Here is a 22605-nt window from a genome sequence, read left to right on the forward strand (position 1 = left end):
AAGAAATAAAGTTTCTCTAATTTTAAAACTCTTTATGTTGAATAAAAGCATGAAGGGCTTTATAAAAATTTAATTATTCTCAGGTTTTATTGAAGTGTTATCTTCTACAGTAAATCCACTCGTTTTTTTCACAAAGCCCACTTCAGGTAGTAAGTTATAAACGTTATCTTTAATGGTAGAAAACAGATAACTCTTTCCACCTCTACTGAATAAGTTAATAAGATACCAATATTTTTTTTCAGGATAAACGGTCATATCAACGTTAATAAAGTGATTGTTATTGATATAAATGCCTCTAACGTATTTGTCATCTATTAGCTCGTCGGTTACATCTGACTGTATTCTAATGCCTCCCTTAGAACGTAAAATAGTGTTGTGAGTAAAATAAATATTTCCCCAATTAAAAGGCTCCGTTACACTTCTTGGTTTATTTGGGTAAGCATTGAGGATAAACTTATCACTGTCTATAAAGGTATTAGCAATAATTTTTACGTTAGAATAATAAGTAATTTCTATAGCAGTGCCTTTGGTGTTTTTGAAAGTGTTATATCTTACTAGAGCCTTTGATACAGGTTTAACCGTTGCAAATTTCAATGATCCCTTCAATCCCTCAAAAATATTATCTTCAACTGTAATATCATGCGTACCTCCATAGTTATTATTCCACGGGTGAGTAGTTGTTACTTGTGTGACATTTTCAAAGTAATTATTACGAATATCAATTCTGAAAGAATTTATATTCGCATCATGGGATGATAAATGTGAAGATGTTGCTCTTATAGCCGCATCACCAAAATCATAAAAGTGATTATGTTTAATTGAAATATCTTCGGAGCCTGCAAAAAGGATACCTTGCTCACCCCAAACATAATTAATTTTGTCTGTCGTTAACCCTCTAAAAATAAAACCATTAATTTCTATGAAGCGTGAATTATAAAAGGATAAAATATATTCTCCTTCAAATTGGTCACACTTTTTTAGTATGACGCCAGCATTAGCGGTGATAGTAATGTTACTAAGGTTTCTGACGATAATAGCTGAACATATATCGTAAACTCCTGGTTTGTCTATTTTAAGCTCAGAGTTTTCTGCAGTGTTTAAAATCAAGTCTTTTAGTGCTTGTGAGTCATCAATTCCATCATCGGGGATCATAGAGCTTGATACTTGACTACTAAATAAAATACTTAAAGAAAGAGTGATAAATAGAAATAAAGAATAAGGCATAAGATTGTCCTTCTATATAAGAGTGTAATAGGACGTAGTTGCTTTTATGTTAGAAAATGAGCTAGGTAAGTAATTATCTTCATCGACTCTTAAAAGTGAATGGTTAATACCTCTACTCAAAGTGTTAGTAGAGATAGAGCATAATTGCAATAATTACGCTCTGATTTAGGGGGGATTAATTTTAAAATGAGAAACTATTATTAACGGGGTTTTATAATAGCAGCTGTTTTTGCAAGCGCGTCATTATCTAAAATAGTAATAAACTTACCTTCTACTTTGATTAAATCTGCTTTTTGAAAACGGCTCAATAAACGGCTAATAGTTTCAACAGTTAAACCAAGGTAGTTGCCAATTTCACCGCGGGTCATGGTAAATCTAAATTCTTTACGTGAAAAACCACGTTCACCAAAACGCTCTGATAAATTATAAATAAAACTCGCTAGACGCTCTTCGGCAGACTTCTTATTGAGTAATAGCAGCATTTCTTGATCGTAGGTTATTTCACTACTCATTAAGCGCATAATTTGTTGGCGTAGCTTAGGCAACTTACCAGCGAGTTCATCAAGGGTATCAAAGGGGATTTCACATACCATTGAGGTTTCTAGTGCTTGAGAAAAGCTTTGGTGCTGCATTTTATTAATGGCATCAAATCCAACAAGGTCGCCAGCTAAATGAAAGCCTGTAATTTGTTCATCGCCTTGCTCAGACAATGTATACGATTTAAACGAACCCGAACGAACCGCAAAAATTGCATTTAAAGGCGCGCCCGATTCAAATAAGTAGTCACCTTTGTGTAATGGTTTTTTTCGCTCAATGATCTCATCAAGTTTATCCATTTCTTGGCCATTTAAAGAAAATGGTAAACATAACTGGCTAATACTGCAGTTATTACAGCTAATGGCACAATTACCTTTAGCACGACTTTGAGAAAAATCCATAAGTTCAATCCGTTAAATTTCTATGCACGACATTTTATAATGTTAATGCACTAGCTTATCTGTTGCAATGATCAGAAGGTAGATACCATACCAAATGATAACACTGCCTAATGTTATTCGTGTCCATGGGTGATTAAAAAGCGCATTTAGCTTTTGTGCAGCCATACCTAAGGTGATCATGGCAGGAAATGTGCCTAGAGCAAATGCCAGCATAACTAAAGCACCATTAATAGCGTTGCCACTGGTCATTGCCCAAGTAAGTGCAGAGTATACTAAACCGCACGGTAACCAGCCCCATAACGCGCCATAGCCAAGGGCTTTAAAAGGCGAATCAATGGGCATTAAATATTTATTAAGTTTAATTAAATGCTGCCAAATGAGGGTTTTACCCAGTTTTTCGAGCCACTGTAAGGTGGCGGCTAAGCGCATAATATAAATGCCAACCAGTAACATAAAAATACCGGCTAAAAATGACAGAAATAATGAAAAAGCAGAATTTTGCGTAGCAAACTGGCTACTAATACCCGCAACAAGGGCTCCTGCTAGCATATAACTTAAAGCTCGACCGCTGTTATAAGCTAGAGAATATAACCACGTTTGACGTTTATTGCTGGCAAGTTGTAATGAGCTGGCAATACCACCACACATAGCAATGCAATGACCACTGCCAATTAAACCCATTAAAAAAGCGCTAACAAAAATAGGGTCAATCATTACTTTTATTGTGCTGCTCTTTGTCGTCTTCAAACAAAATACTGTGGCCTTGCTTGTTTAAATCAGAGAATTGCTCGCCTTTTACTGCCCAAAAAAATACGCCAATAGCAATCAATACAAACAAAATAGCGATAGGAACTAAAATATAAATTATGCTCATAACTTTAATAGCCTTAGTGAATTACATATCACAATAATAGAGCTGGCAGACATACCAATAACGGCCATCCAAGGAGCAACTAAGCCCATAGCCGCTAGCGGTAATATAGAGCCATTATATAATAAAGAAAGCGCCAAGTTTTGCTTAATTATACGTCGTGTTTGTTTAGCAATAGTTAACAAATGCGAGATTGAAGCTAAGTCACTGTTAAGCAATACAACATCAGCACTGTTTTTAGATATATCGGCACCGGTTTCCATGGCGATAGATAAATGGGCACTGGCAAATACTGGGCTGTCGTTTACGCCATCGCCAACCATAGCAACAATTTCACCTTGCGATGACCAGTGATCAACGGCATTTTGTTTATCTTTTGGACTGCAACTGGCAAGTACTGAATCAAGCTTTAACTTTTTAGCTACTTTGGCACCCGCATCAGATGCATCACCAGTTAGCATATGGCAACTAAGGTTAGCCGCTTGTAAAACATTAATTAGCTTATCGGCATCAGCTTTAACTTTATCTACAAAGTAAAAGCGTGCAACAGCCTGCTTGTTTATATAAAGCGTGGCTTGTGCGTTGGTTTTCTTTGTATCAAACCAGCCACTTTTACCAATAGCGTAATGGGTATTATCAAACTGGGCGCTTATCCCAATGCCTGGGTGGAGTTGTACATCGTCAAATTTACGCTGTCCTTTAAACTCCTTAAATGCACTGGCAATAGGGTGTTCAGAATAACTTTCAAGCTGGGCTGCAATATCAAGAATTTGCTCTTTGCTGTAGTTATCATCAAGTATGTCAATCACGTCGAGGCTAAATTTACCTTGTGTAAGCGTACCTGTTTTATCAAAGGCAAATAAAGTGAGCTTTGATAGCGTTTCGAGCACATGCGCTTGCTTTATTAATATGCCTTTGCGGGTTAAGGTTGCTACAGCACAGGTTAATGCGGTTGGAATTGCTAAACTTAATGCGCACGGGCAAGTGGCCACTAACACCGAAATAGTGATCCAAAATGCAACGTCAGGGTCTACCTGATACCAACCAATCGCAGTTATGGAGGCAAATACTAGTAATACAGCAACAAACCACTGCGCCACTTTATCGGTAATTTCAACCAGTCTTGGGCGTTTTGTCAGGGCATTATGTTGCAGGCGAATAATTTGATTAAGCAGGGTGTTTTGGCCTAGCTTGTTGATTTTTATTTCAATTATACCATCATGATTAACCGTGCCTGCATACACGTTATGATCAATGTACTTTCGTACTGGTTGATGTTCGCCGGTCATCATCGACTCATCAACACTGGTACTGCCTTTAACTAATATGCCATCAGCAGGAATGGTTTCGCCTGCCTTTATTAACACAATATCGTTAAGTTTGAGTTTTTTGGCGGCAATGATGTGCTCATTACCGCGTTCATCGAGCGTACGGGCAGTAAGGGGTAACAACTTTTGCAAGTTAGCAGTGAATTCACTGGCTTTTAAACGCGCTCTAAATTCTAAGTATTTACCTAATAAGAGTAAAAAGGTAAACATACAAATAGATTCAAAGTAAACCTCGCCTACTTCCATTACTGTGGCATAACAGCTAGCGCCATAAGCACCAAAAATAGCCAATGATACTGGTAAGTCCATATTCAACTGTTTTGCTTTTAAGCCATTAATTGCATTACTTAAAAAGGGCAGGGCGCTGTATAGGATAACGGGGGTAGCGAGAATTAAACTGATCCATCTAAAGTACTGTTCAAAATTGCTGTCCATTCCAGAGAACATGCCAAAGTACATTGCAAAGGCAAACATCATCACTTGCATGGTCATCAAACCTGCAACACCGAGACGACGAATATACGCTTTGGCAGTTTGCTGCTTTTGCTGAGCTTCTAAATCAGATTGAAAGGGGTACGCTTTATAACCTATTTCAGCCAATGAGGTAATTAGCTCACTTAAAGGCGTGGCGCTTTTATCCCAGTGGATCATGGCACGATTTGTTGAGGTATTTACATCAACGCGTTTTACCGATTTAAGGTTTAATAATTGCTTTTCAATTAGCCAGGCACAGGCGGCGCAGGTTATACCTTCAACACTCAGTAATACCTCAGAGTTGTTGTTGTGCGTACTAATAAATTCATCTTGGATATCTTCATTGTCATAGCTTTTAATAAAAGCGAGCTGTTCAGGAACCAGTTGCTCTACTTTGCCGGCACTTACGGTGCGGTATTTGTAGTAGTCGGTCATTCCTTGGTCAATGATGTTTTGAGCAACCGCTTGGCAGCCAATGCAACACATTGGCTCAGCGGTATTGTCTATAATAACGTGTGCGTCAAACCCTGCCGGCACACTTTCAAGACAATGAAAGCAATTTTTAGACATACTAAATACTACTTATAGTTAGGAGTAACTAAAATGGTGGTTGTGGTTGGTAAAGTGACACTTTCTTTCATTTTCCAACTAGCATCAACAGGTTCAATAAACACTGAGTAAGCACCAGGCGTGTAGCTTTCTAATAATGCAGTAAACTCTTGATTAGCATTTGGAGTGAGGGTAGCTTCAAAATCATGAGCTTTTATAGTGCGATGAAAAAACGATAATTTTAGCGCATGAATGTTGCTCGTATCGCCTTTAGTAAATTTAAAGCTTACTCGCTCATCAGATACATTTAGGTCACCATGTAAATATAAAGCTTTTGCTTTATCAAATTTGATCAGCTCTAAATTAATTGCTTTGCCTTTTTTATAATAGTCATCAACGACCATATCTGGGCCGTTACCAATGGCTGTAATAAATAAACTAATGCAGCCAATAATTGCAGCTAGAGGGAAGAAGATTAAAAACCAAGGCCAAAAATTTTTATACCACGGAGTCGGTTGCATAGTTGCTCTAAAATTGATGAATGTGCAGCTATATTATAATAAATAAAAGAAAAAGACTAAAAAAAAGCCTCCGAGTGGAGGCTTTTTTGATCTGTATTAATCTATTGAAATAAAAAGATTAAAACTGAAACGTTTTGTTAACTTTATCGTTATTTTTCTTGCGATAAGCTATAAACGTAAGCAGTTAATAGGTGAATTTTGTCTTCGCCTAAGATCTCTTTAAAAGCAGGCATTACACCAGCACGGCCGTGGTTTAGTGTTTCTTCAACAGCACGTTGAGAACCACCGTATAACCAAATGTTATCAGTTAGATTAGGTGCACCGAACGGTAGGTTATGCGCAACTGAGCCTTTACCATCTGCACCATGACAAGCTGCACACATCGCAAATTTCGCTTTACCTGCCGCGGCATCTTTTTGGTTAACAGTACGACCAGATAGGCTAAGTACGTAAGCCGTCATTTCTTTAACGCCTTGCTCGCCTAATGCATCACCCCAAGGAGGCATTGCTGCAACACGGCCTAAAAGTAACGTTTCTCTGATTTTGTCAGGCGTACCACCATATAACCAGTCGTTATCTGTTAGGTTAGGGAAGCCTGTACCACCACGAGCATCAGAGCCATGACATTGCGCACAGTTTTGAGCAAATAAGCGTTGACCAATTTCAACTGCTAATTGACCTTGCGTTTGTTCATGTTTAGTGCCATTTTCAAGAGCGATTTGCTGAGCTGCATCACCCGCTAATTTAGAGTCAACCAATTCTAAAACAGGGGTTTTTGCCAATTCATTGAAAATTGGGCCAAAACGCTCTTCAGCGGCGCGGTATTCTGCATCTAGCTTTACAAAGCGACCGTTTTCTTGAGCGTCTACCACTGCTTCTTTCGATTCAGTTAAAGAGGTAACACCTTGATTTGAGCTGGTCCACTTTGCTAAGCCTTCCCAGTTACCTAAACCTGGGTAAGCTGCTAAGTAATAAACAGACCATACAAACGTTGCGAAGAACATGTAAGTCCACCATTTTGGTAGTGGATTGTTTAATTCTTCAATGCCGTCAAACTCATGTCCACAGCTTTCACCTTCTTTTACACCTACATAGTTTTTTAAGTTCCAAACTAGTAGACCAAAGATAATGATTAAGCATGCAAGGGTTAATACAATAACCCATATACTCCAAAAGCTAGTCATTTCTCAGACCCCTTTTCCTCGTTAGAGAGTGTATTGTTGTGTTTTTTTTCATCTTCAAATATGACATTAGCAGCGTCTTTAAAACGACTTTTACTACGCTTGCTATATGCCCATCCAACAATCACAATAAATAATACTAAAATTACCAGAGTCAAAATGCCTCTGTATGTCCCGTAGTCCATAATAATCTACTTCAAATGTGTGCCAAGTTGTTGCAAATAAGCAATAAGGGCTTGCATTTCTGTTGCACCTTTACCGTCATTCATTGCGTCAACTTTAGCAATGTCAGCGATTAATTCCTCGTCACTGCCATAACCTAAACCCGGGTGTTTTGGGTTTTCTGGGTTAATAGCAAACGTGTCACGGAAAATTTGTAGCTTTTTCAGAGTCAGGCTTGTATCAAGCGTGTTCTCTGCTAACCAAGGGAAGCCTGGCATATTCGACTCAGGAACCACTGCACGTGGGTCAACTAAGTGCGCATAATGCCAGTCATCTGAGTAACGTTTACCTACACGTGCTAAGTCAGGACCAGTACGTTTAGAGCCCCAAAGGAATGGGTGATCCCATACTGACTCACCCGCAACCGAGTAGTGACCGTAACGCTCAACTTCATCACGAAATGGACGAATCATTTGTGAGTGACAGTTAGCACAACCTTCACGCACATAGATGTCACGACCTTCAAACTCAAGCGCATTTAACGGGCGTAACCCATCAACGGGTTTAGTTGTGTCGTCTTGGAACATTAGCGGAGTAATTTCCACCAATGCACCAAAGCTGATTGCGAAAACAGTCAAGATGGCCATAAGGCCGATGTTTTTCTCGATAATTTCGTGTTTATTTTGCGAATTTTTATTGCTCATTATCTGACTCCGTTATGCTAACTGCGCTTGTTCATCAAGTTCTAGCGAGTTATTTTTCGCTGAAACTGTACGATAAACGTTATAAGCCATAACCAGCATACCTGTAACGATGAATACACCGCCTAAGAAACGCATAACATAGAAAGGATGAGAGGCTTCTAACGACTGAACAAAGCTGTACATTAATGTACCGTCAGAGTTAACTGCACGCCACATTAGGCCTTGCATTACACCTGAAATCCACATTGCAACAATGTATAAAACAACACCCACTGTGTGTAACCAGAAGTGTGTATTGATTAATTTAATGCTGTACATACGACCTTGCGAGAATAACGCTGGAATAAGGTGGTAAATTGCACCGATAGAAATCATTGCAACCCAACCTAATGCACCTGAGTGTACGTGACCTACTGTCCAATCTGTGTAGTGCGATAACGCATTTACAGATTTAATTGCCATCATTGGACCTTCAAACGTCGACATACCGTAGAAAGACAATGAAACCACTAAGAAACGAAGTACCGGGTCAGTACGTAACTTATGCCATGCGCCTGAAAGTGTCATAATACCGTTGATCATACCACCCCAAGACGGCACGAATAAGATAATAGACATCACCATACCTAAGCTTTGCGTCCAATCAGGAAGCGCAGTGTAGTGAAGGTGGTGAGGACCTGCCCAAATGTAAAGCGAGATAAGTGCCCAAAAGTGAACAACCGATAAACGGTATGAGTAAACTGGACGACCCGCTTGCTTTGGTACAAAGTAATACATCATACCTAAGAAGCCAGCAGTAAGAAGAAAACCTACAGCATTGTGCCCGTACCACCACTGAACCATCGCATCAACCGCACCGGCGTAAATTGAGTATGATTTAGTTAGTGAGACTGGAACAGCCATGCTGTTAACAATATGAAGTACTGCAACAGTAATAATGAAACCAGCATAGAACCAGTTAGCTACATAAATATGAGCCACTTTACGTTTAGCAATAGTGCCCATAAATACAACAGCGTACGTTACCCAAACAACAGCAATTAAGATATCGATAGGCCACTCAAGTTCTGCATACTCTTTAGAACTTGAAATACCCATAGGTAGAGTAATTGCTGCTAGAACAATCACTAACTGCCAACCCCAAAAGGTGAAGGCGGCTAATTTATCTGAAAGAAGGCGCGTTTGACATGTACGTTGTACGACGTAATAAGACGTCGCAAAAAGAGCACTTGTACCAAATGCGAAAATTACTGCGTTCGTGTGTAACGGACGAAGTCGAGAGTAAGTTAACCATGGTGTGTCAAAGTTAAGTGCTGGCCAAGCTAGTTGGGCAGCAATCAGAACCCCAATACCCATGCCAACGATGCCCCAAATCACTGTCATAATAGCGAATTGGCGTACAACTTTATAATTGTACTCAGTTTGTGATGCTACTGTTTGGCTCATTTTCTGGCTTCCGCTGCAATAAATGCGTTTAGAAATGAATTACCTACTTGTTAAAGTAGGACCTACTATTATTCCAAAGTATACTATCTAAACCCCACAATATGTGGTTGTTAAAGATAATAATCTCAAGAAATACTTGTTTTTTTTGCGGTTGAAATGATAAATTTTTTGGCCTTAAAAAGATAGGTCAATTGCGTAATAATATGACATCAATCAAACTTTATTGAGTTGCTGTCTATTTTTTGAGGTGATTTGTACCTTACTCACTCATTAAAGCCGATAATCAACCAACTTGCCCTAAATGTTGGGCCCATACATTAGATATTTGAGAACCTGCATGTATATATATAGAGTATGCTTACTTTCTTTTCTATTATTTTTACTAGGTTGTGACTTTTCTGGATCAACATCAACAGCAAAAGTAAGCCAATCGCAAACTGAGTGTAAAAATAACAAACCATGTCATTTTGAAAATCAAGTTAAGGTTTGGTTAAGCGAAGAAATCTTATCACCAGAGACACCGTTTTCAATTTATGCTCACTTACCTAATGATCTAACAATAACAGCGGCTAAATTGGAGGGAGTAACTATGTATATGGGTTACATTCCATTGCAGTTTACTAAACAAGATAATATTTGGTTAGCCGATACTATGGTTGGTATTTGCTCAGAGCAAAATATGGTTTGGAAATTAGTGCTCACTGCAGTTAATGAAAGCACTTCGGTTAACCAAACGGTTGAATATTATTTTAATGTTACTTACTAAAATGTTTTAGTTTTCAATTATTCATAATCGCACTATTTTTTGTGTAACACACTCCTGAGGCATAGTTTCTTTCCTAGCCGATGTTAGGGTCTGTTTTATGCTCAGCATAAAAAAGCTACATTCATTACTAAGTTAAAGCGCTGGGACTGTAAGCGCAATGATACCCAATGATCAAATCTGATCAGCGCTATACCAACATATGCAATAAAATACTTTTCTTCTATTACACCCTCGTTTTGCTATTACTCCTTTATAGGTATAGATCTAGATTGAAACTCTCAATAAACATAAAATTTGCACGATTAAAACTTTTAGTAAAAAAATTCAGACTAAATAAACAATCTACTTGCATAAATATGGTTAGTAATTAACACCTAGTTTTACCGTTTTAATAATGAGCTGTGATTAACATGTTAATTTACCTATTAAGGGCACATTAATGATTAAATTACATTTGATTACAAACTCCATATATTTGATTTCACCTATGTTTTTTATGTGATTGCGCTTGGTTAAGTTCATGACTTTTATCTGTTTTTATTAATTAACAATGAAACATGCTGTAACCTTTGTCCCTTTCATGGGGTACCTTAATTTTGGCTGTTTATATAGTGATCTTCCGTTAAGTTTTCGTTCAGTTAAAGGCGCCTAAGTTGCCCCCGCTCACTCAAAATTCTCATAAAAGTGAGCGTTACCAATTTAGGTAAATTTCAACAAGTAGGGTTCATCCATGAAAAAATCAACTCTTGGTTTAGCTGTAATTGCAGCAATCCCAATGTTCTCAAGTGTTCAAGTTTTAGCTGCAGACGAAGCAGTAAAGTCAATTGAAAAAATTCAAGTAACGGGTTCTCGTATCAAGCGTTCAGACATGGAAAACGCAAGCCCAGTTACACTTATCGGTGCTGATGACATTCAAGCTATGGGTGCAACAAGTATTGATAGTGTTTTACAAAAAATGACCGCTACGGGCGGTGCAATGACCAACCCAGGTATTAATAATGGTTCGGGTGGCAACGCACGTATCGATTTACGTGGCTTAGGTGCTAACCGTACATTAGTACTTGTTAATGGTCGTCGTATGATTGCATCAGGTACTGGTGCAGCATCAACGGTTGATTTAAACACTATTCCGGTTTCGATGATCAAACAAGTAGAAGTACTTAAAGATGGTGCATCTGCTGTATACGGTACTGATGCGGTAGCAGGCGTAGTCAATATTATCTTAAAAGATAATTTTGAAGGCCTAGACATGAACGTAAATTCTGCAATTACCGGTGAAGGCGATGCAACAGAAAACTCTATAGATTTCACTGTGGGTAGCTCTTTCGATAAAGGTAATATCGTTATCGGCATGCAGTACACAGATCGTGGTAAAGCATCACAAGCAGATCGTGGCTTTTCAGATTGCCCAATCGCAGAAGATGCAAACGGGTTAAACTGTAACGGTGGTTCTGTTTATGCTGAGGGTGGTCACATTTGGCAAGACAGTACTACAACAGCATTAAACGATAAAGGCGAAGAAGTTAGCGTTGGCTTGGCACAAGGCGACAACGGTTTAAGTGGTCAAGGTGGTCTACACCCATTTACTGATGCTGATCGTTACAACTTTTCACCAACAAGTTACTTATACACGCCAATGGAGCGTTTAAATTTAACGGGTATTGCAACTTACGAAATTAGTGATGATACAAGTTTATTCGCTGAGTTCACTTACACCAAGCGTTGGTCAGAGCAGCAAATGGCACCACAACCTGTATGGTTTGGTTTTAAATATGATGAATCAATGGGTGACTCACTTCTTGGTCAATCATACACAAGTAAAGTAGACCGTAACGGTGATGGTTACGCAGATGTAGATGCTGATGGTAAATACATTACTGAATCTGCAAACTATGCGTACGGTGATGATCTTTTCTACGGTCGCCGTATGTCTGATACTGGTCCACGTATTTTTGAACAGTCAGTTGACACTGTTCGCGCCGTTGTTGGTGCTGAAGGTTTTGTAGGCGATTACTCTTGGGACGTTTCAGCGAACTTCGGCCGTAACGATTCGGTTGATAAGTTAAGTAACTTACACAACATGGGTGCGATCGGCGATAGTATTTTACGTACCGTAGATGGCGAAGTTGAGGGCACATTTAACCCGTTAGATCAGTCTGCTTGGACTTCAGAAGATTTCCGTAAAAATGTATACACAGAAGTAAATAATGGTGGCAGCCAGTTATTCATTATCGCGGCATCTGTTTCTGGCGAGTTATTTGAATTACCTGCAGGTTATGCAGCATTTGCTGCGGGTGTAGAGCGTCGTCAAGAAAAAGCGTGGTTCACACCAGATTCACTAACTGCGCAAGGCCTTGCAAATGACCCTATGGTTGAACCAACAGCAGGTGGCTTTGATGTAAACGAAGCCTATGTTGAATTTGCGCTTCCACTACTAACAGATGCACCATTTGCGCAAAATGTAGAGCTTAGTGCCGCTATTCGTGCATTCGACTACAGCACGTTTGGTTCTGATAATACATGGAAATTAGGTTTAACATGGAAAGCAAATGATGAATTAATGCTACGCAGCGTTGTTTCAACGGCTTTCCGTGCTCCAACGGTTTCAGAATTATACTCAGGTAACTCTCCATCATTTAATCAAGTTGAATTCCCTGGTGCACAAGAGCAGGCTGAAGTAACTGTTGGTGGTAATGATGCATTAACACCAGAAGAAGCTGATACATTTACTGCGGGTATCGTGTATGAACCGCAGTGGTTTGATGGTTTCTCAATGACACTTGATTACTACTCAATTGAAATTGAAAACGCAATTGCAACTGTAGACAATCAATACATTGTTGATCAGTGTTTAGCTGTAGACACTAATGCAGGTTCTGCACTATGTCAGTCAGCAAATGTAAATCTAGACTCTACGGGTCGTATTACTTTTAACAACCAATTACAAAACATTGGTTCTGAAAAGACATCGGGTGTTGATTTAAATCTTGCATACAGCTTTGAAGCAGTAGGTCTTAACTGGAAAGCGGGCTTAGATACAACTTACTTAGATGAATATGTTGTAGAAGTAACTGGTTCTCCTGTTGATTACGCAGGGTTAGTAACATCTGGTTCAGGTGGTTACGCAGATCTTAAGTCAAACCTAACCATTAATGTGTCTGGCGATAACTGGGATGCACAATACCAAATGCGTTACATCGCGGGTATGGATAGCTACGCATGTCTAAATAAAGACACGTGTTATGCACCTACAACACCATCAGTTATCTATAGTGACCTAAGTGGTAGCTACCTAGTAAATGATACAGTTTCTCTTACTGCAGGTGTAAACAACTTGTTCGATAAACAGCCTCCTTACTACACTGGTAACAATGATTCAAACACTGACCCGTACACATACGATGTACTAGGTCGTCGTTTCTTTGCAAACGTAAACGTTAAATTCTAATTTTAACTAATTAGAATCACTAAAAGGCCTAGTTTTTACTAGGCCTTTTTTGTTGAACAAAATTAAAGAGGCACGTAAACTCAGGTAAGTAAAATTAGGAGGCACCATTGTTAAAGCAAGACGAAAACTTATCGTTTGTTATTGAACCGCAATTATCACCGCGTGCAGAGCAGCGTCTCGATCTTTATTTTTCTATCCCAAATGAAATGGGAATTAATGCACAAACACTCAGCGAAGAGACTTACTTTAATAACCAATTTAAATCTTTTGTAGCCTATAACGCGAATAACATTCACCTTCCATTAGTGCGAAGCCGCTTTGTGAGTAAAAACAAAGGTGAGCAGCAAGACTACCGACAAAATTTAAATTTATATTGTTATCAAGTACGTCTCGCCATTGATGCTGATATTAAAGATGCGTTAAAAATTCAAGAAAGCGATGAATTTTATCAACGGGCCATGGAGCTTTGCGAGCAAAGCCAAAGCTTACTCAGAAAACTCAGACGTTACACCCCAGATAACGAAAAGCTGATCCCGTTTTATACCAATGCTGATAATTACCTAAGTTGGCAAATTGAACAAACTTTTTTAAAGCTGCTTGATGAAGGGCCGCGCAGTAGCGATCACGCAAAAGAGCGAAATGACTTATTAAACTTTTGTAAGTCAGAAAGTGACTACCGAGCAGAGCAACAATATAATTCTGACTCAACACTTAAAGACGCCAACAGAATCACTAATAAAATGCGCCTATTGCAGCGTTTAATAGAGCATGGTGTGATTTTGCAGCGCCAAACCCGTTATCTTAATAGTTATTTAAAACGCTTGGTAAAAGGCTCTGTAACAGCCGTTATAATGGCTTTTGTGATGGTGGTTATTTTAAATGCACGTTCTACCTTTACTGAAATAACCGCTTCACTGATTTTGATTTTAGGGGTTATTTACGGGTTAAGAGAGATATTTAAAGAGGATATCACTCGTATTATTTGGCGTGCTATTGTGCGAGGACGGCCAAAATGGCGCTTTATTTTTAAAAACAGTATTACAAAAGATAAAGTAGCGAGTCAGTTTATTTGGTTAGAATATACGCGGTTTAAAAAAATCCCTAAAGAAGTTAGGAAAATTTTCTCTAAGCGTCGTCAGCAAAATAAACAGGCGGCGCAATGGCTGCATTTTGCTAGTGAAACGCGGGTCAGTGCTAAAGAATTTTTGCCAGGCTACGATAGCTTACAACAAACATTGCAATTTAATCTTGCACCATTTGCACGTTATTTAAAAAAGGGGGAAGGGAAGCTCTACCATTTAGAAAATAATAAAATCTCTAAGCAAGGAGTTGAAAGACGCTACCAATTAAATATGGTACTCGTTCAGACTGAATCTGATAATGCGCTGTATCAGCGCTATAAAATCACTTTAAATCGCAGTAAAATTGTTAATATAGAGCTGATTTACACCAGCGACAGTAAAAAAGAGGAATAACACAGGTTATTCCTGTTTTTACTTAAACTAAACTATTTATCCGTTAGTCCTTTTTTGCTGTATAGCGTTACTTTGTCTGATACTAAGGTAATTTCGATATTTTTAGCGTCATTACCCCAAGTACAGCTGGTATGCAGTGTTTTTTCTACACAATTATCAGCACTGCCTAAAAGAGCTTCAACTTCTGTTTTATCCATACCTATTTTAATCTTTTCGTAATTTTCTAAGCTTACTTTTGAGCAAGCTGCAAGACTGAGTGCTGCAAAAATAATAAAAAGTTTCTTCATTGCTACTTCCTTTGAAATGAGTATTGTTAATGATTAAATTTTCGAATTTGCACAATCATCCCTATACGAGGGTGATCAAAATAATGAATGTCTTCACTGAACACTCGTCTAAACTGTGAAAAGCGGGCTGACTCTAGATCGCCATTGTTACGTCTTTCATTTATATCAAAGTGTGCATTAATGAATAAGTAATGGCGCAAATGTATTTTGAATAGGCCATCTAATTCCCATTTCATTTCGGGAGATTGGACTTCGTCAAACAGTGGCTCAGGCGTATTTATTAAGCTAATAAAATCAGAATCTGCGTAGCTAATCGTGGTGTTCATATTGTTTTTTAATTGGCTGCCTGCAAACAAGTGAATGCTAGGCGAACGTGATTTGCTCGCACCTTCAAATCGCCACCCAGTATGTAATAAAGGAGTTAACCCTTTACGGTCTAGGGCTTGACGTTGTGATTCAAACTGCAACTGCTCAGGGGCTAACAGGTAAGTTTGCTCCATCGTCTCTTGTGCAGGTGCTTGAGGGATCACTGGCAGTACATCGTAACTCTTGACATAATCAATGCTGTCGTTACACGCTGCTGACTGAGGGTTTGAGTTGACTAGAGTGTCAGCAAAGGTACGCTTTTGAAAACGCGGATCGCCGTTTATACATGCGTCCATTGCTTGGCTTTTATAAACAGGGCTTAGTAAATCTAAGGTGTTTTTATCTTCAATGGCGTCGTGCTTTAAGCTAAAGTCTTCTTGTAGGTATGGGGCAAAGGGTTGTTTAAATATCAACACTTCTACTTCAAACCAACGCTCTGCAAATGCAGTACTACTAAACAAGCAGCATAAAACAACCAGCGATTTTTTCAGCAACATTAATGGCTAACCTTTTTTTTGAAATCTGCAATCATAGCAGTGATCATTTTTAAGCGTTCACGGGCATTCGCCTCGCTAATGGCAAAGCGTAATTTATTTGCGCCATCCATCTTATAAATATGTGGCGCACTTTGTATCAAACCAATAATGAAGCTAGGATTAACCTTAGTGTTTTGACTAAACTCAAAGTAGCCCCCTTTCGGGTTTGCCTCTATTTTAGTTATGCCTAAATTACTCGCTTGCATCTTTAGTTGTTGTAAACTAAATAAGTTTTTAGCTGCATCAGGTAACAAACCAAAGCGGTCTATTAATTCTACCTGCAGCTCATCAATATCAGCAAGGTTAGCACAACTTGCTACTCGCTTGTACATACCTAAACGCGCGTTAACATCATGAATATAATCATCAGGTAACAAGGCAGGTAACTTTAAGTCTACTTCTGTTTGTTTTTGTAATAGATTTTCAAGGGTTGGCTCTTGACCATTTTTAAGTGCGTTAACGGCTTGCTCAAGCATTTCCATGTATAAATTAAAGCCAATGGTTTGCATTTGCCCTGATTGATCATCGCCTAATAGCTCACCCGCACCACGAATTTCTAAATCATGAGTTGCTAAGGCAAAGCCTGCACCTAAATCTTCCAATGATGCAATCGCATCTAAACGTTTTTTCGCATCTTTAGAGAGTGCCTTAGGGTTACCGGTAAGTAAGTAAGCATAGGCTTGATGATGGCTTCTACCTACACGTCCGCGCAATTGGTGTAGCTGAGCAAGACCAAGTTTATCGGCTCTATCCATAATTATGGTGTTTGCTGTGGGCACATCAATACCGGTTTCAATAATCGTGGTACACACAAGGACATTGTATTTTTGATGATAAAAATCGGTCATTATTTGCTCTAGCTCTTGCTCTCGCATTTGACCATGTGCAGAGGTTACTGTTGCCTCAGGCACCCATTCGCTAATTTCTTGAGCGACACGTTCAATGGTTTCTACGTTGTTATGTAAAAAGTATACTTGGCCGCCACGTTTAATTTCACGTAGTACCGCTTCGCGAATAAGCTCTTCGTCGCGTTGGCGTACAAAGGTTTTAACCGCTAAACGTTTAGCCGGTGGAGTGGCAATAATTGATAAATCACGCATGCCACTCATCGCCATGTTTAATGTACGCGGAATAGGGGTTGCGGTCAGAGTGAGTATGTCTACATCAGCTCTCAGAGCTTTAATTTTTTCTTTTTGACGAACCCCAAATCGGTGTTCTTCATCAACAATTAACAGGCCTAAATCTTTAAAGTTGATATCTTGTTGAATCAATTTATGAGTGCCAATAACCACATCTAGCTTGCCATCATTCATTCTTTCAAGGGTTTCTTTTTGCTCTTTGGCCGAATTAAAACGCGATAGCACCCCCACTTCAATTGGAAAATCAGCAAAGCGGTCTTTAAAATTATCGTAGTGTTGTTGAGCAAGTAGGGTGGTAGGGACTAAAATAGCCACCTGCTTATTATCGTTAACCGCTACAAAGGCTGCCCGCATAGCTACTTCGGTTTTACCAAAACCAACATCACCACATACTAAACGATCCATGGCTTGTTTTGACTGCATGTCACCAAGTACCGCTTCAATGGCGTTACGTTGATCATCTGTTTCTTCAAACGGAAAGCTATCACTAAATTGGCGATAAGCTTGGCCATCAAGCGTAAACTTATTACCAGGCTTAGCCTGGCGTTGTGCGTAAATATCGAGTAACTCAGCAGCCACATCACGGACTTTTTCAGCGGCGCGTTTTTTTGCTTTATCCCAGGCATCAGAGCCGAGCTTATGCAGTGGCGCACTGGCCTCTTCACCCCCAGAGTAACGACTAAGCATATGAAGTGCCGATACCGGCACATACAGTTTTGCTTCACCTGCATAAGTAATGGTCACAAATTCAGTCACCACACCGGCGGCATCAATCGTTTGCAGCCCTTGATAACGGCCCACACCATGGTCAAGGTGCACAACCGGTTGTCCTTCTTTAAGCTCTGCTAAGTTACGAATTAACGCGTCTTGGCTTGCTTCATACTTGTGCTTACGGCGTCTGCGTTGTGATACTTTGATCCCAAGCAATTCTTGCTCGGTAATAATGCTCAAGCTTGGTTTAGTACTAAGCACCACACTTTGCTCAAGCGGACTGACAATTAAACCAACGTCATTACTGCTGTTGGTAAACTGCTCAAAGCTATCAAATTCTTTAAATTTTAAGCCGCTGGGTTTTAATATACTCAGTAATGATTCGCGTCGACCGTCCGACTCAACACTAATAACCACTCGGCCTTTTTTCTTTTTTTGCTCAGCTACATAGTTAATAAATGCATCGTAGGGTTGATGTTGTTTATGATCGATGCGTACATTGGGCAATTCATTAACTGCGAGATTTTTATTGCCCGCTTTTGTGCCTAACTTTGCTTGCGATAGACGAATGCGGCCATAATTGCCTAAATTAGAAAACAGCTCATTAATTGGCTGATATAACTCATCGGGTGGTAATAGTGGGCGTAGAGGATCTACACGGCGGTTCTCATAGCGTACATTAACATCGTGCCAAAAGTTATCTGCTGCATGCTCTAAATCTCCTAATTGCATGACGGTTGTTGAGTCAGGCAAGTAGTCGAAAATGGTTGCTAAGCCTTCAAAAAACAGCGGCATGTAATATTCTATACCTGCTGGCCAATTGCCTTTGCTGACCTGCATGTAGACAGAGTCTTGCTCAGCACTTGCGCCAAATTTTTCACGATAGCTTATTCTGAAACGTTCAATATCTGATTCGTTAGTAGGAAACTCATGAGCAGGTAGTAGCTCAATTTTTTCTACTTTATCGTCTGAGCGCTGAGTTTCCACATCAAATAAACGGATGGTATCAAGCTCATCATCAAAAAAGTCGAGCCTAAATGGATGCTTACTCCCCATGGGGTATAAATCAACAATTGAGCCGCGTATAGCGTACTCGCCATGCTCCATGACTTGTTGCACATGTAAGTAACCCGCTTGCTCTAAATTGTCCCGCAGAGCATGGGTGTCTAATCTATCGCCTACTTTAAAATTCAGCGTTGAGCCGTATATAAATGATGCTGGGGCGGTGCGCAGCATCAAGGTTGATACCGGAACAATGAGCACGCTTTGTTGCTCTTTTTTCAGTGTATTGAGTGTTGCTAAACGTGCTGAAATAATATCTTGGTGGGGAGAGAAGTGATCATAAGGCAATGTTTCCCAATCTGGAAAAACCATTACTGGGTTATCAGGCAGCAAGTACTCTAATTCTGTTTCAAGGCGCAGAGCACTTGGGGTATCAGGGGTAACAATTAACACTAAGTTGTCTTGCTGCTTAACACCTTGTGCAATAGCAATGCTTAAGCCACTGCCTAGAAGTTCGCCCCATTGAATTTTATCTTTTTGAGATTTTACCCAAGGCAAGGCTGCCCATTGCTCAAACGCCATTAATTACTCCATTAAATTAGGCTCTTAACGAGTAAGAACCACATTATTATTTAGTCACGGTAAATTTTTGTTAAATCTTGATAATGATCAATTCTACGGTCGCGTAAATACGGCCAGATACGTCTTACGTTCTCACTGCGTTTTTGATCAAGTTTTACCATTAATATTTGTTCATTTTGGTTATCAGCCTCTGCCAAAATCTCGCCTTGAGGGCCTGCAATAAACGAGTTGCCCCAAAATTGAATGCCGTCACTTTGACCGCTCGGGTCGCTTTCATGACCAACCCGATTACAGCTAATCACCGGAACGCCATTAGCAACCGCATGCGCTCGCTGTGAAATAACCCAAGCATCTTTTTGGCGGGTTTGCTCATCTTTATCATCGCGTGGATCCCAGCCAATAGCTGTTGGGTAAATTAAAAGCTCAGCACCGGCCATTGCCATTAAGCGCGCGGCTTCAGGAAACCATTGATCCCAACACACCAGTACACCTAGTTTACCTACAGAGGTTTGAATAGGCTCAAAGCCTAAGTCCCCAGGGGTAAAGTAAAACTTTTCATAAAACCCAGGGTCGTCTGGAATATGCATTTTACGGTATTTACCTGCAATACTGCCGTCTTTTTCAAGCACCACGGCGGTATTGTGATAAAGACCCGTAGCACGTTTCTCAAATAATGAAGCCACAATAACAATACCGAGTTCTTTGGCGAGTTCGCCTAAAGTGTTGCTACTTGGGCCTGGTATTGTTTCTGCTAAATCAAATACATCAACGTCTTCGGTTTGGCAAAAATATAAACTGCGGTGTAACTCTTGTAATACAACAAGTTGCGCGCCTTTACTAGCTGCATCGCGAATGCCCGCAATTGATTTTTCAATATTATGTCCAGCGTTGTCACTGTTGCTTTGTTGCACTAAGGCAACTGATAAATGTGCAGGGCTTGTCATTGTGCTGCTCCAGCTAAAAATCCACGAGGTAATTGCATTGTAATGCAGTGAAGACTGCCAAATTGTTCAATAATAGGTAAACAATTTACACCAATAATTTTGTGCTCTGGGTATGCTTTTTGAACCTGTGTTAAAGCACGTTGGTCGTTTACGTCATCATAAATAGGCACTAATACTGCGTTATTTATAATTAAGTAATTTGCATAGGTGGCAGGTAGACGCGTATTTTCATCGTCATACACGGCTTTTGGCCACGGTAACTCAATTAGCTTATATGGGGTTTGATCAGCAGTTTTAAAGCTTTGTAGTTGTTTTTCCATGGCATCTAGCGCGCTAAAATGCTCATCGCTTTTATCGTCACATTTTACATACACAAGGGTGTTGTTAGGTGCAAAGCGAACGAGCGTATCAATGTGGCTATCGGTGTCGTCACCGGCTAAATAACCATGATCAACCCATAAAAAATCAGTAGCGCCTAAGTGCGCTTTTAAAAGTACTTCTATGTCACTTGGGTTTAAATCAGGGTTACGGTTTTTATTCAGTAAACATTCGCTGGTTGTCAGCAATACACCGTGTTCATTAATTTCAATACCACCGCCTTCAAGCACCATATCGAGGGCCTGATACTGGTTACTTGTATTACTTAGCTGTTTAACTAATGTGTTGTTTATTTGATTATCAAGGGCGCTTTCAAACTTATTACCCCAGCCATTAAAGGTAAAGTCGAAGACTTTTAATTGATCTGGCTTTTCTATAGCGCTGCACGTAAGTGGGCCATGGTCACGCGCCCACGTGTCGTTAGTAGGAGTAACAACAAAATATACACGGGTTTGCTCAATACCAGCATCATTTAGTAACGAACTAATGTGGGTTTTTAATGCCTCATCATGAGCTACAATCACTAAGGCTTGTTGCGCGGTAATATGTTTTGCAAGTTCAATATAAACGGGTTCAACACGCGCTAAATTATCAGCCCAATCGGTATTTTTATGAGGCCATGTAAGCATAACAGCATCTTGCTCGGCCCATTCAGGTAAAAGTCTAAAGTTCATGGATTTTTAATACAAATAAAGATGGGGCTAGTTTAGCAGTTCAATTACAGCTAAGTCACTTTTAAATAAACGTTTGAACTACAATTTAAAGCGATTTAAACCAGTAAATAAACACTCGTGTTACTCGTTTGAACTCTCTTTCGCTTTTTCAAGTTGTTGGCGCTTTTTAAGTTGGCGTGTTTGTGCATGTAAACTGGCTCTAACAACCAACTCTTGATCACTGTCTCTTATTGATACGAATAGCAGGGTATACTGGTAATGCTCATTGTCTTGTTTTTCTATAGCAACAACTTCGCTATAACAATACACCGCAGAGGCTTCATGCTGTAAAAACAGTTTGGTACGAAATTTCTGACCTAATGTGTACAAATGTTCACTGGTAAACTTAATTCCGCCGCCGCCATAACTATCGCAATAAATTGAGTTATCTTCAGGTTGTTCTGAAGCTAAAATATGGCTCATGATCAAATCTATCTTACGCGACTGGGCTTGTAAAAACGTCGTCAGTTCTTGGGCAATATCTCCTAAGTTACGTAAAGGACCCAAAGCACTTTGATCTAAACTACTGACTTCGTTAGCAAGTTTAAATAAAGGCGGAATATCTGCGTCTAGTTCAGCCAAACTTTTTGGTACCACTGCGTCATCTACGGCAAATAGATTGACGCGATTGCTCTCTTCAATTTGAAAGTAAAGCTCAAAATCAGCTAATTTTTGATTATTCATTTTTAACTCCTAGCCTCTATCCGTTAATAGTAGCGTTGCGGTTATTAAATTACTACACAGCAACCCAATAAAAATTAAGCTAAATAAGGGTTTGGCTTCACTATAAAAACGCTAGGGGTGCTACTTTTTATACAGCCATAATGATTAAGAACATAATAAATATTAATACATTTATA

At 39.5% G+C, this 22605-nt stretch carries 19 protein-coding genes; 3 read left to right on the top strand and 16 right to left on the bottom strand.

The genetic code is table 11. From position 1 onward, the window contains the following. Window positions 1-69: 69 nt before the first annotated feature. The 10 genes from FLM54_RS06080 to ccoN all read right to left on the bottom strand — a co-directional run bounded on the left by FLM54_RS06080 (window position 70) and on the right by ccoN (window position 9398). Complete coding sequence (locus tag FLM54_RS06080; protein ID WP_178955706.1) at window positions 70-1224, bottom strand: right-handed parallel beta-helix repeat-containing protein; 1155 nt, start codon at window positions 1222-1224, stop codon at window positions 70-72. 200 nt (window positions 1225-1424) lie between these two features. Continuing rightward, the gene (locus FLM54_RS06085) at window positions 1425-2162 is read right to left on the bottom strand and encodes an FNR family transcription factor (protein WP_138607043.1); all 738 of its coding nucleotides are present in this window, start codon (window positions 2160-2162) and stop codon (window positions 1425-1427) included. Between the two features lie 42 nt (window positions 2163-2204). After that, the gene (locus FLM54_RS06090; RefSeq protein ID WP_178955708.1) at window positions 2205-2876 is read right to left on the bottom strand and encodes a sulfite exporter TauE/SafE family protein; all 672 of its coding nucleotides are present in this window, start codon (window positions 2874-2876) and stop codon (window positions 2205-2207) included. After that, window positions 2869-3036, bottom strand: coding sequence for a cbb3-type cytochrome oxidase assembly protein CcoS (gene ccoS, locus FLM54_RS06095; protein WP_008109812.1), 168 nt, complete (start codon window positions 3034-3036; stop codon window positions 2869-2871). Before ccoS ends, FLM54_RS06090 begins: the two co-directional genes overlap by 8 nt. Continuing rightward, complete coding sequence (locus FLM54_RS06100; protein ID WP_178955710.1) at window positions 3033-5405, bottom strand: heavy metal translocating P-type ATPase; 2373 nt, start codon at window positions 5403-5405, stop codon at window positions 3033-3035. The genes ccoS and FLM54_RS06100 overlap by 4 nt, the downstream gene beginning before the upstream one ends. 8 nt (window positions 5406-5413) lie before the next feature. Further along, on the bottom strand, window positions 5414-5905 hold the full coding sequence (locus FLM54_RS06105) for a FixH family protein (RefSeq protein WP_178955712.1): 492 nt from the start codon (window positions 5903-5905) through the stop codon (window positions 5414-5416). Between the two features lie 149 nt (window positions 5906-6054). Next, the gene (gene ccoP, locus FLM54_RS06110) at window positions 6055-7089 is read right to left on the bottom strand and encodes a cytochrome-c oxidase, cbb3-type subunit III (RefSeq protein ID WP_178955714.1); all 1035 of its coding nucleotides are present in this window, start codon (window positions 7087-7089) and stop codon (window positions 6055-6057) included. Further along, entirely contained in the window at window positions 7086-7271 is a 186-nt protein-coding gene (locus tag FLM54_RS06115; RefSeq protein ID WP_010389598.1) for a cbb3-type cytochrome oxidase subunit 3, read from the bottom strand. The genes ccoP and FLM54_RS06115 overlap by 4 nt, the downstream gene beginning before the upstream one ends. 6 nt (window positions 7272-7277) lie before the next feature. After that, the gene (gene ccoO / locus FLM54_RS06120; protein ID WP_008109817.1) at window positions 7278-7952 is read right to left on the bottom strand and encodes a cytochrome-c oxidase, cbb3-type subunit II; all 675 of its coding nucleotides are present in this window, start codon (window positions 7950-7952) and stop codon (window positions 7278-7280) included. 12 nt (window positions 7953-7964) lie between these two features. Beyond that, the gene (gene ccoN, locus FLM54_RS06125) at window positions 7965-9398 is read right to left on the bottom strand and encodes a cytochrome-c oxidase, cbb3-type subunit I (RefSeq protein WP_010389600.1); all 1434 of its coding nucleotides are present in this window, start codon (window positions 9396-9398) and stop codon (window positions 7965-7967) included. Between the two features lie 337 nt (window positions 9399-9735). Here ccoN and FLM54_RS06130 point away from each other — a divergent pair, with 337 nt between their 5' ends. The 3 genes from FLM54_RS06130 (at window position 9736) to FLM54_RS06140 (ending at window position 15087) form a co-directional block, all read left to right on the top strand. Continuing rightward, entirely contained in the window at window positions 9736-10164 is a 429-nt protein-coding gene (locus FLM54_RS06130) for a hypothetical protein (protein ID WP_178955716.1), read from the top strand. Window positions 10165-10894: 730 nt separating this feature from the next. Beyond that, window positions 10895-13612: a TonB-dependent receptor gene (locus tag FLM54_RS06135; RefSeq protein WP_178955718.1), complete on the top strand. Its 2718-nt coding sequence runs from the start codon at window positions 10895-10897 to the stop codon at window positions 13610-13612. Window positions 13613-13719: 107 nt separating this feature from the next. After that, on the top strand, window positions 13720-15087 hold the full coding sequence (locus tag FLM54_RS06140) for a hypothetical protein (protein ID WP_178955720.1): 1368 nt from the start codon (window positions 13720-13722) through the stop codon (window positions 15085-15087). 32 nt (window positions 15088-15119) lie between these two features. Here FLM54_RS06140 and FLM54_RS06145 read toward each other — a convergent pair whose 3' ends face one another. The 6 genes from FLM54_RS06145 to FLM54_RS06170 form a co-directional block, all read right to left on the bottom strand. Further along, window positions 15120-15374 (bottom strand): DUF3862 domain-containing protein, encoded by a 255-nt coding sequence (locus tag FLM54_RS06145; protein ID WP_178955722.1) that lies wholly within the window; start codon window positions 15372-15374, stop codon window positions 15120-15122. A gap of 26 nt (window positions 15375-15400) precedes the next feature. Beyond that, window positions 15401-16237 (bottom strand): peptidoglycan binding protein CsiV, encoded by an 837-nt coding sequence (locus FLM54_RS06150; protein WP_178955724.1) that lies wholly within the window; start codon window positions 16235-16237, stop codon window positions 15401-15403. Next, complete coding sequence (gene mfd / locus FLM54_RS06155) at window positions 16237-19710, bottom strand: transcription-repair coupling factor (protein WP_178955726.1); 3474 nt, start codon at window positions 19708-19710, stop codon at window positions 16237-16239. The genes FLM54_RS06150 and mfd overlap by 1 nt, the downstream gene beginning before the upstream one ends. A 50-nt stretch (window positions 19711-19760) precedes the next feature. Then, a complete protein-coding gene (locus tag FLM54_RS06160) occupies window positions 19761-20654 on the bottom strand; it encodes a carbon-nitrogen hydrolase (protein WP_178955727.1) in 894 nt (297 codons plus the stop codon). Continuing rightward, on the bottom strand, window positions 20651-21706 hold the full coding sequence (locus FLM54_RS06165; protein WP_178955729.1) for an agmatine/peptidylarginine deiminase: 1056 nt from the start codon (window positions 21704-21706) through the stop codon (window positions 20651-20653). Before FLM54_RS06165 ends, FLM54_RS06160 begins: the two co-directional genes overlap by 4 nt. Before the next feature lie 120 nt (window positions 21707-21826). Continuing rightward, complete coding sequence (locus FLM54_RS06170) at window positions 21827-22429, bottom strand: PilZ domain-containing protein (RefSeq protein ID WP_010389613.1); 603 nt, start codon at window positions 22427-22429, stop codon at window positions 21827-21829. Between the last annotated feature and the right edge of the window lie 176 nt (window positions 22430-22605).

The sequence above is a fragment of the Pseudoalteromonas sp. Scap25 genome (genome assembly GCF_013394125.1).
GTDB lineage: Bacteria > Pseudomonadota > Gammaproteobacteria > Enterobacterales > Alteromonadaceae > Pseudoalteromonas.

What these genes read in the sequence shown, in the direction of transcription:
- FLM54_RS06080 (WP_178955706.1), bottom strand. Translation starts at nt 1,224, where the DNA reads ATGCCTTATTCTTTATTTCTATTTATCACTCTTTCTTTAAGTATTTTA.
- FLM54_RS06085 (WP_138607043.1), bottom strand. Translation starts at nt 2,162, where the DNA reads ATGGATTTTTCTCAAAGTCGTGCTAAAGGTAATTGTGCCATTAGCTGT.
- FLM54_RS06090 (WP_178955708.1), bottom strand. Translation starts at nt 2,876, where the DNA reads ATGATTGACCCTATTTTTGTTAGCGCTTTTTTAATGGGTTTAATTGGC.
- ccoS (WP_008109812.1), bottom strand. Translation starts at nt 3,036, where the DNA reads ATGAGCATAATTTATATTTTAGTTCCTATCGCTATTTTGTTTGTATTG.
- FLM54_RS06100 (WP_178955710.1), bottom strand. Translation starts at nt 5,405, where the DNA reads ATGTCTAAAAATTGCTTTCATTGTCTTGAAAGTGTGCCGGCAGGGTTT.
- FLM54_RS06105 (WP_178955712.1), bottom strand. Translation starts at nt 5,905, where the DNA reads ATGCAACCGACTCCGTGGTATAAAAATTTTTGGCCTTGGTTTTTAATC.
- ccoP (WP_178955714.1), bottom strand. Translation starts at nt 7,089, where the DNA reads ATGACTAGCTTTTGGAGTATATGGGTTATTGTATTAACCCTTGCATGC.
- FLM54_RS06115 (WP_010389598.1), bottom strand. Translation starts at nt 7,271, where the DNA reads ATGGACTACGGGACATACAGAGGCATTTTGACTCTGGTAATTTTAGTA.
- ccoO (WP_008109817.1), bottom strand. Translation starts at nt 7,952, where the DNA reads ATGAGCAATAAAAATTCGCAAAATAAACACGAAATTATCGAGAAAAAC.
- ccoN (WP_010389600.1), bottom strand. Translation starts at nt 9,398, where the DNA reads ATGAGCCAAACAGTAGCATCACAAACTGAGTACAATTATAAAGTTGTA.
- FLM54_RS06130 (WP_178955716.1), top strand. Translation starts at nt 9,736, where the DNA reads ATGTATATATATAGAGTATGCTTACTTTCTTTTCTATTATTTTTACTA.
- FLM54_RS06135 (WP_178955718.1), top strand. Translation starts at nt 10,895, where the DNA reads ATGAAAAAATCAACTCTTGGTTTAGCTGTAATTGCAGCAATCCCAATG.
- FLM54_RS06145 (WP_178955722.1), bottom strand. Translation starts at nt 15,374, where the DNA reads ATGAAGAAACTTTTTATTATTTTTGCAGCACTCAGTCTTGCAGCTTGC.
- FLM54_RS06150 (WP_178955724.1), bottom strand. Translation starts at nt 16,237, where the DNA reads ATGTTGCTGAAAAAATCGCTGGTTGTTTTATGCTGCTTGTTTAGTAGT.
- mfd (WP_178955726.1), bottom strand. Translation starts at nt 19,710, where the DNA reads ATGGCGTTTGAGCAATGGGCAGCCTTGCCTTGGGTAAAATCTCAAAAA.
- FLM54_RS06160 (WP_178955727.1), bottom strand. Translation starts at nt 20,654, where the DNA reads ATGACAAGCCCTGCACATTTATCAGTTGCCTTAGTGCAACAAAGCAAC.
- FLM54_RS06165 (WP_178955729.1), bottom strand. Translation starts at nt 21,706, where the DNA reads ATGAACTTTAGACTTTTACCTGAATGGGCCGAGCAAGATGCTGTTATG.
- FLM54_RS06170 (WP_010389613.1), bottom strand. Translation starts at nt 22,429, where the DNA reads ATGAATAATCAAAAATTAGCTGATTTTGAGCTTTACTTTCAAATTGAA.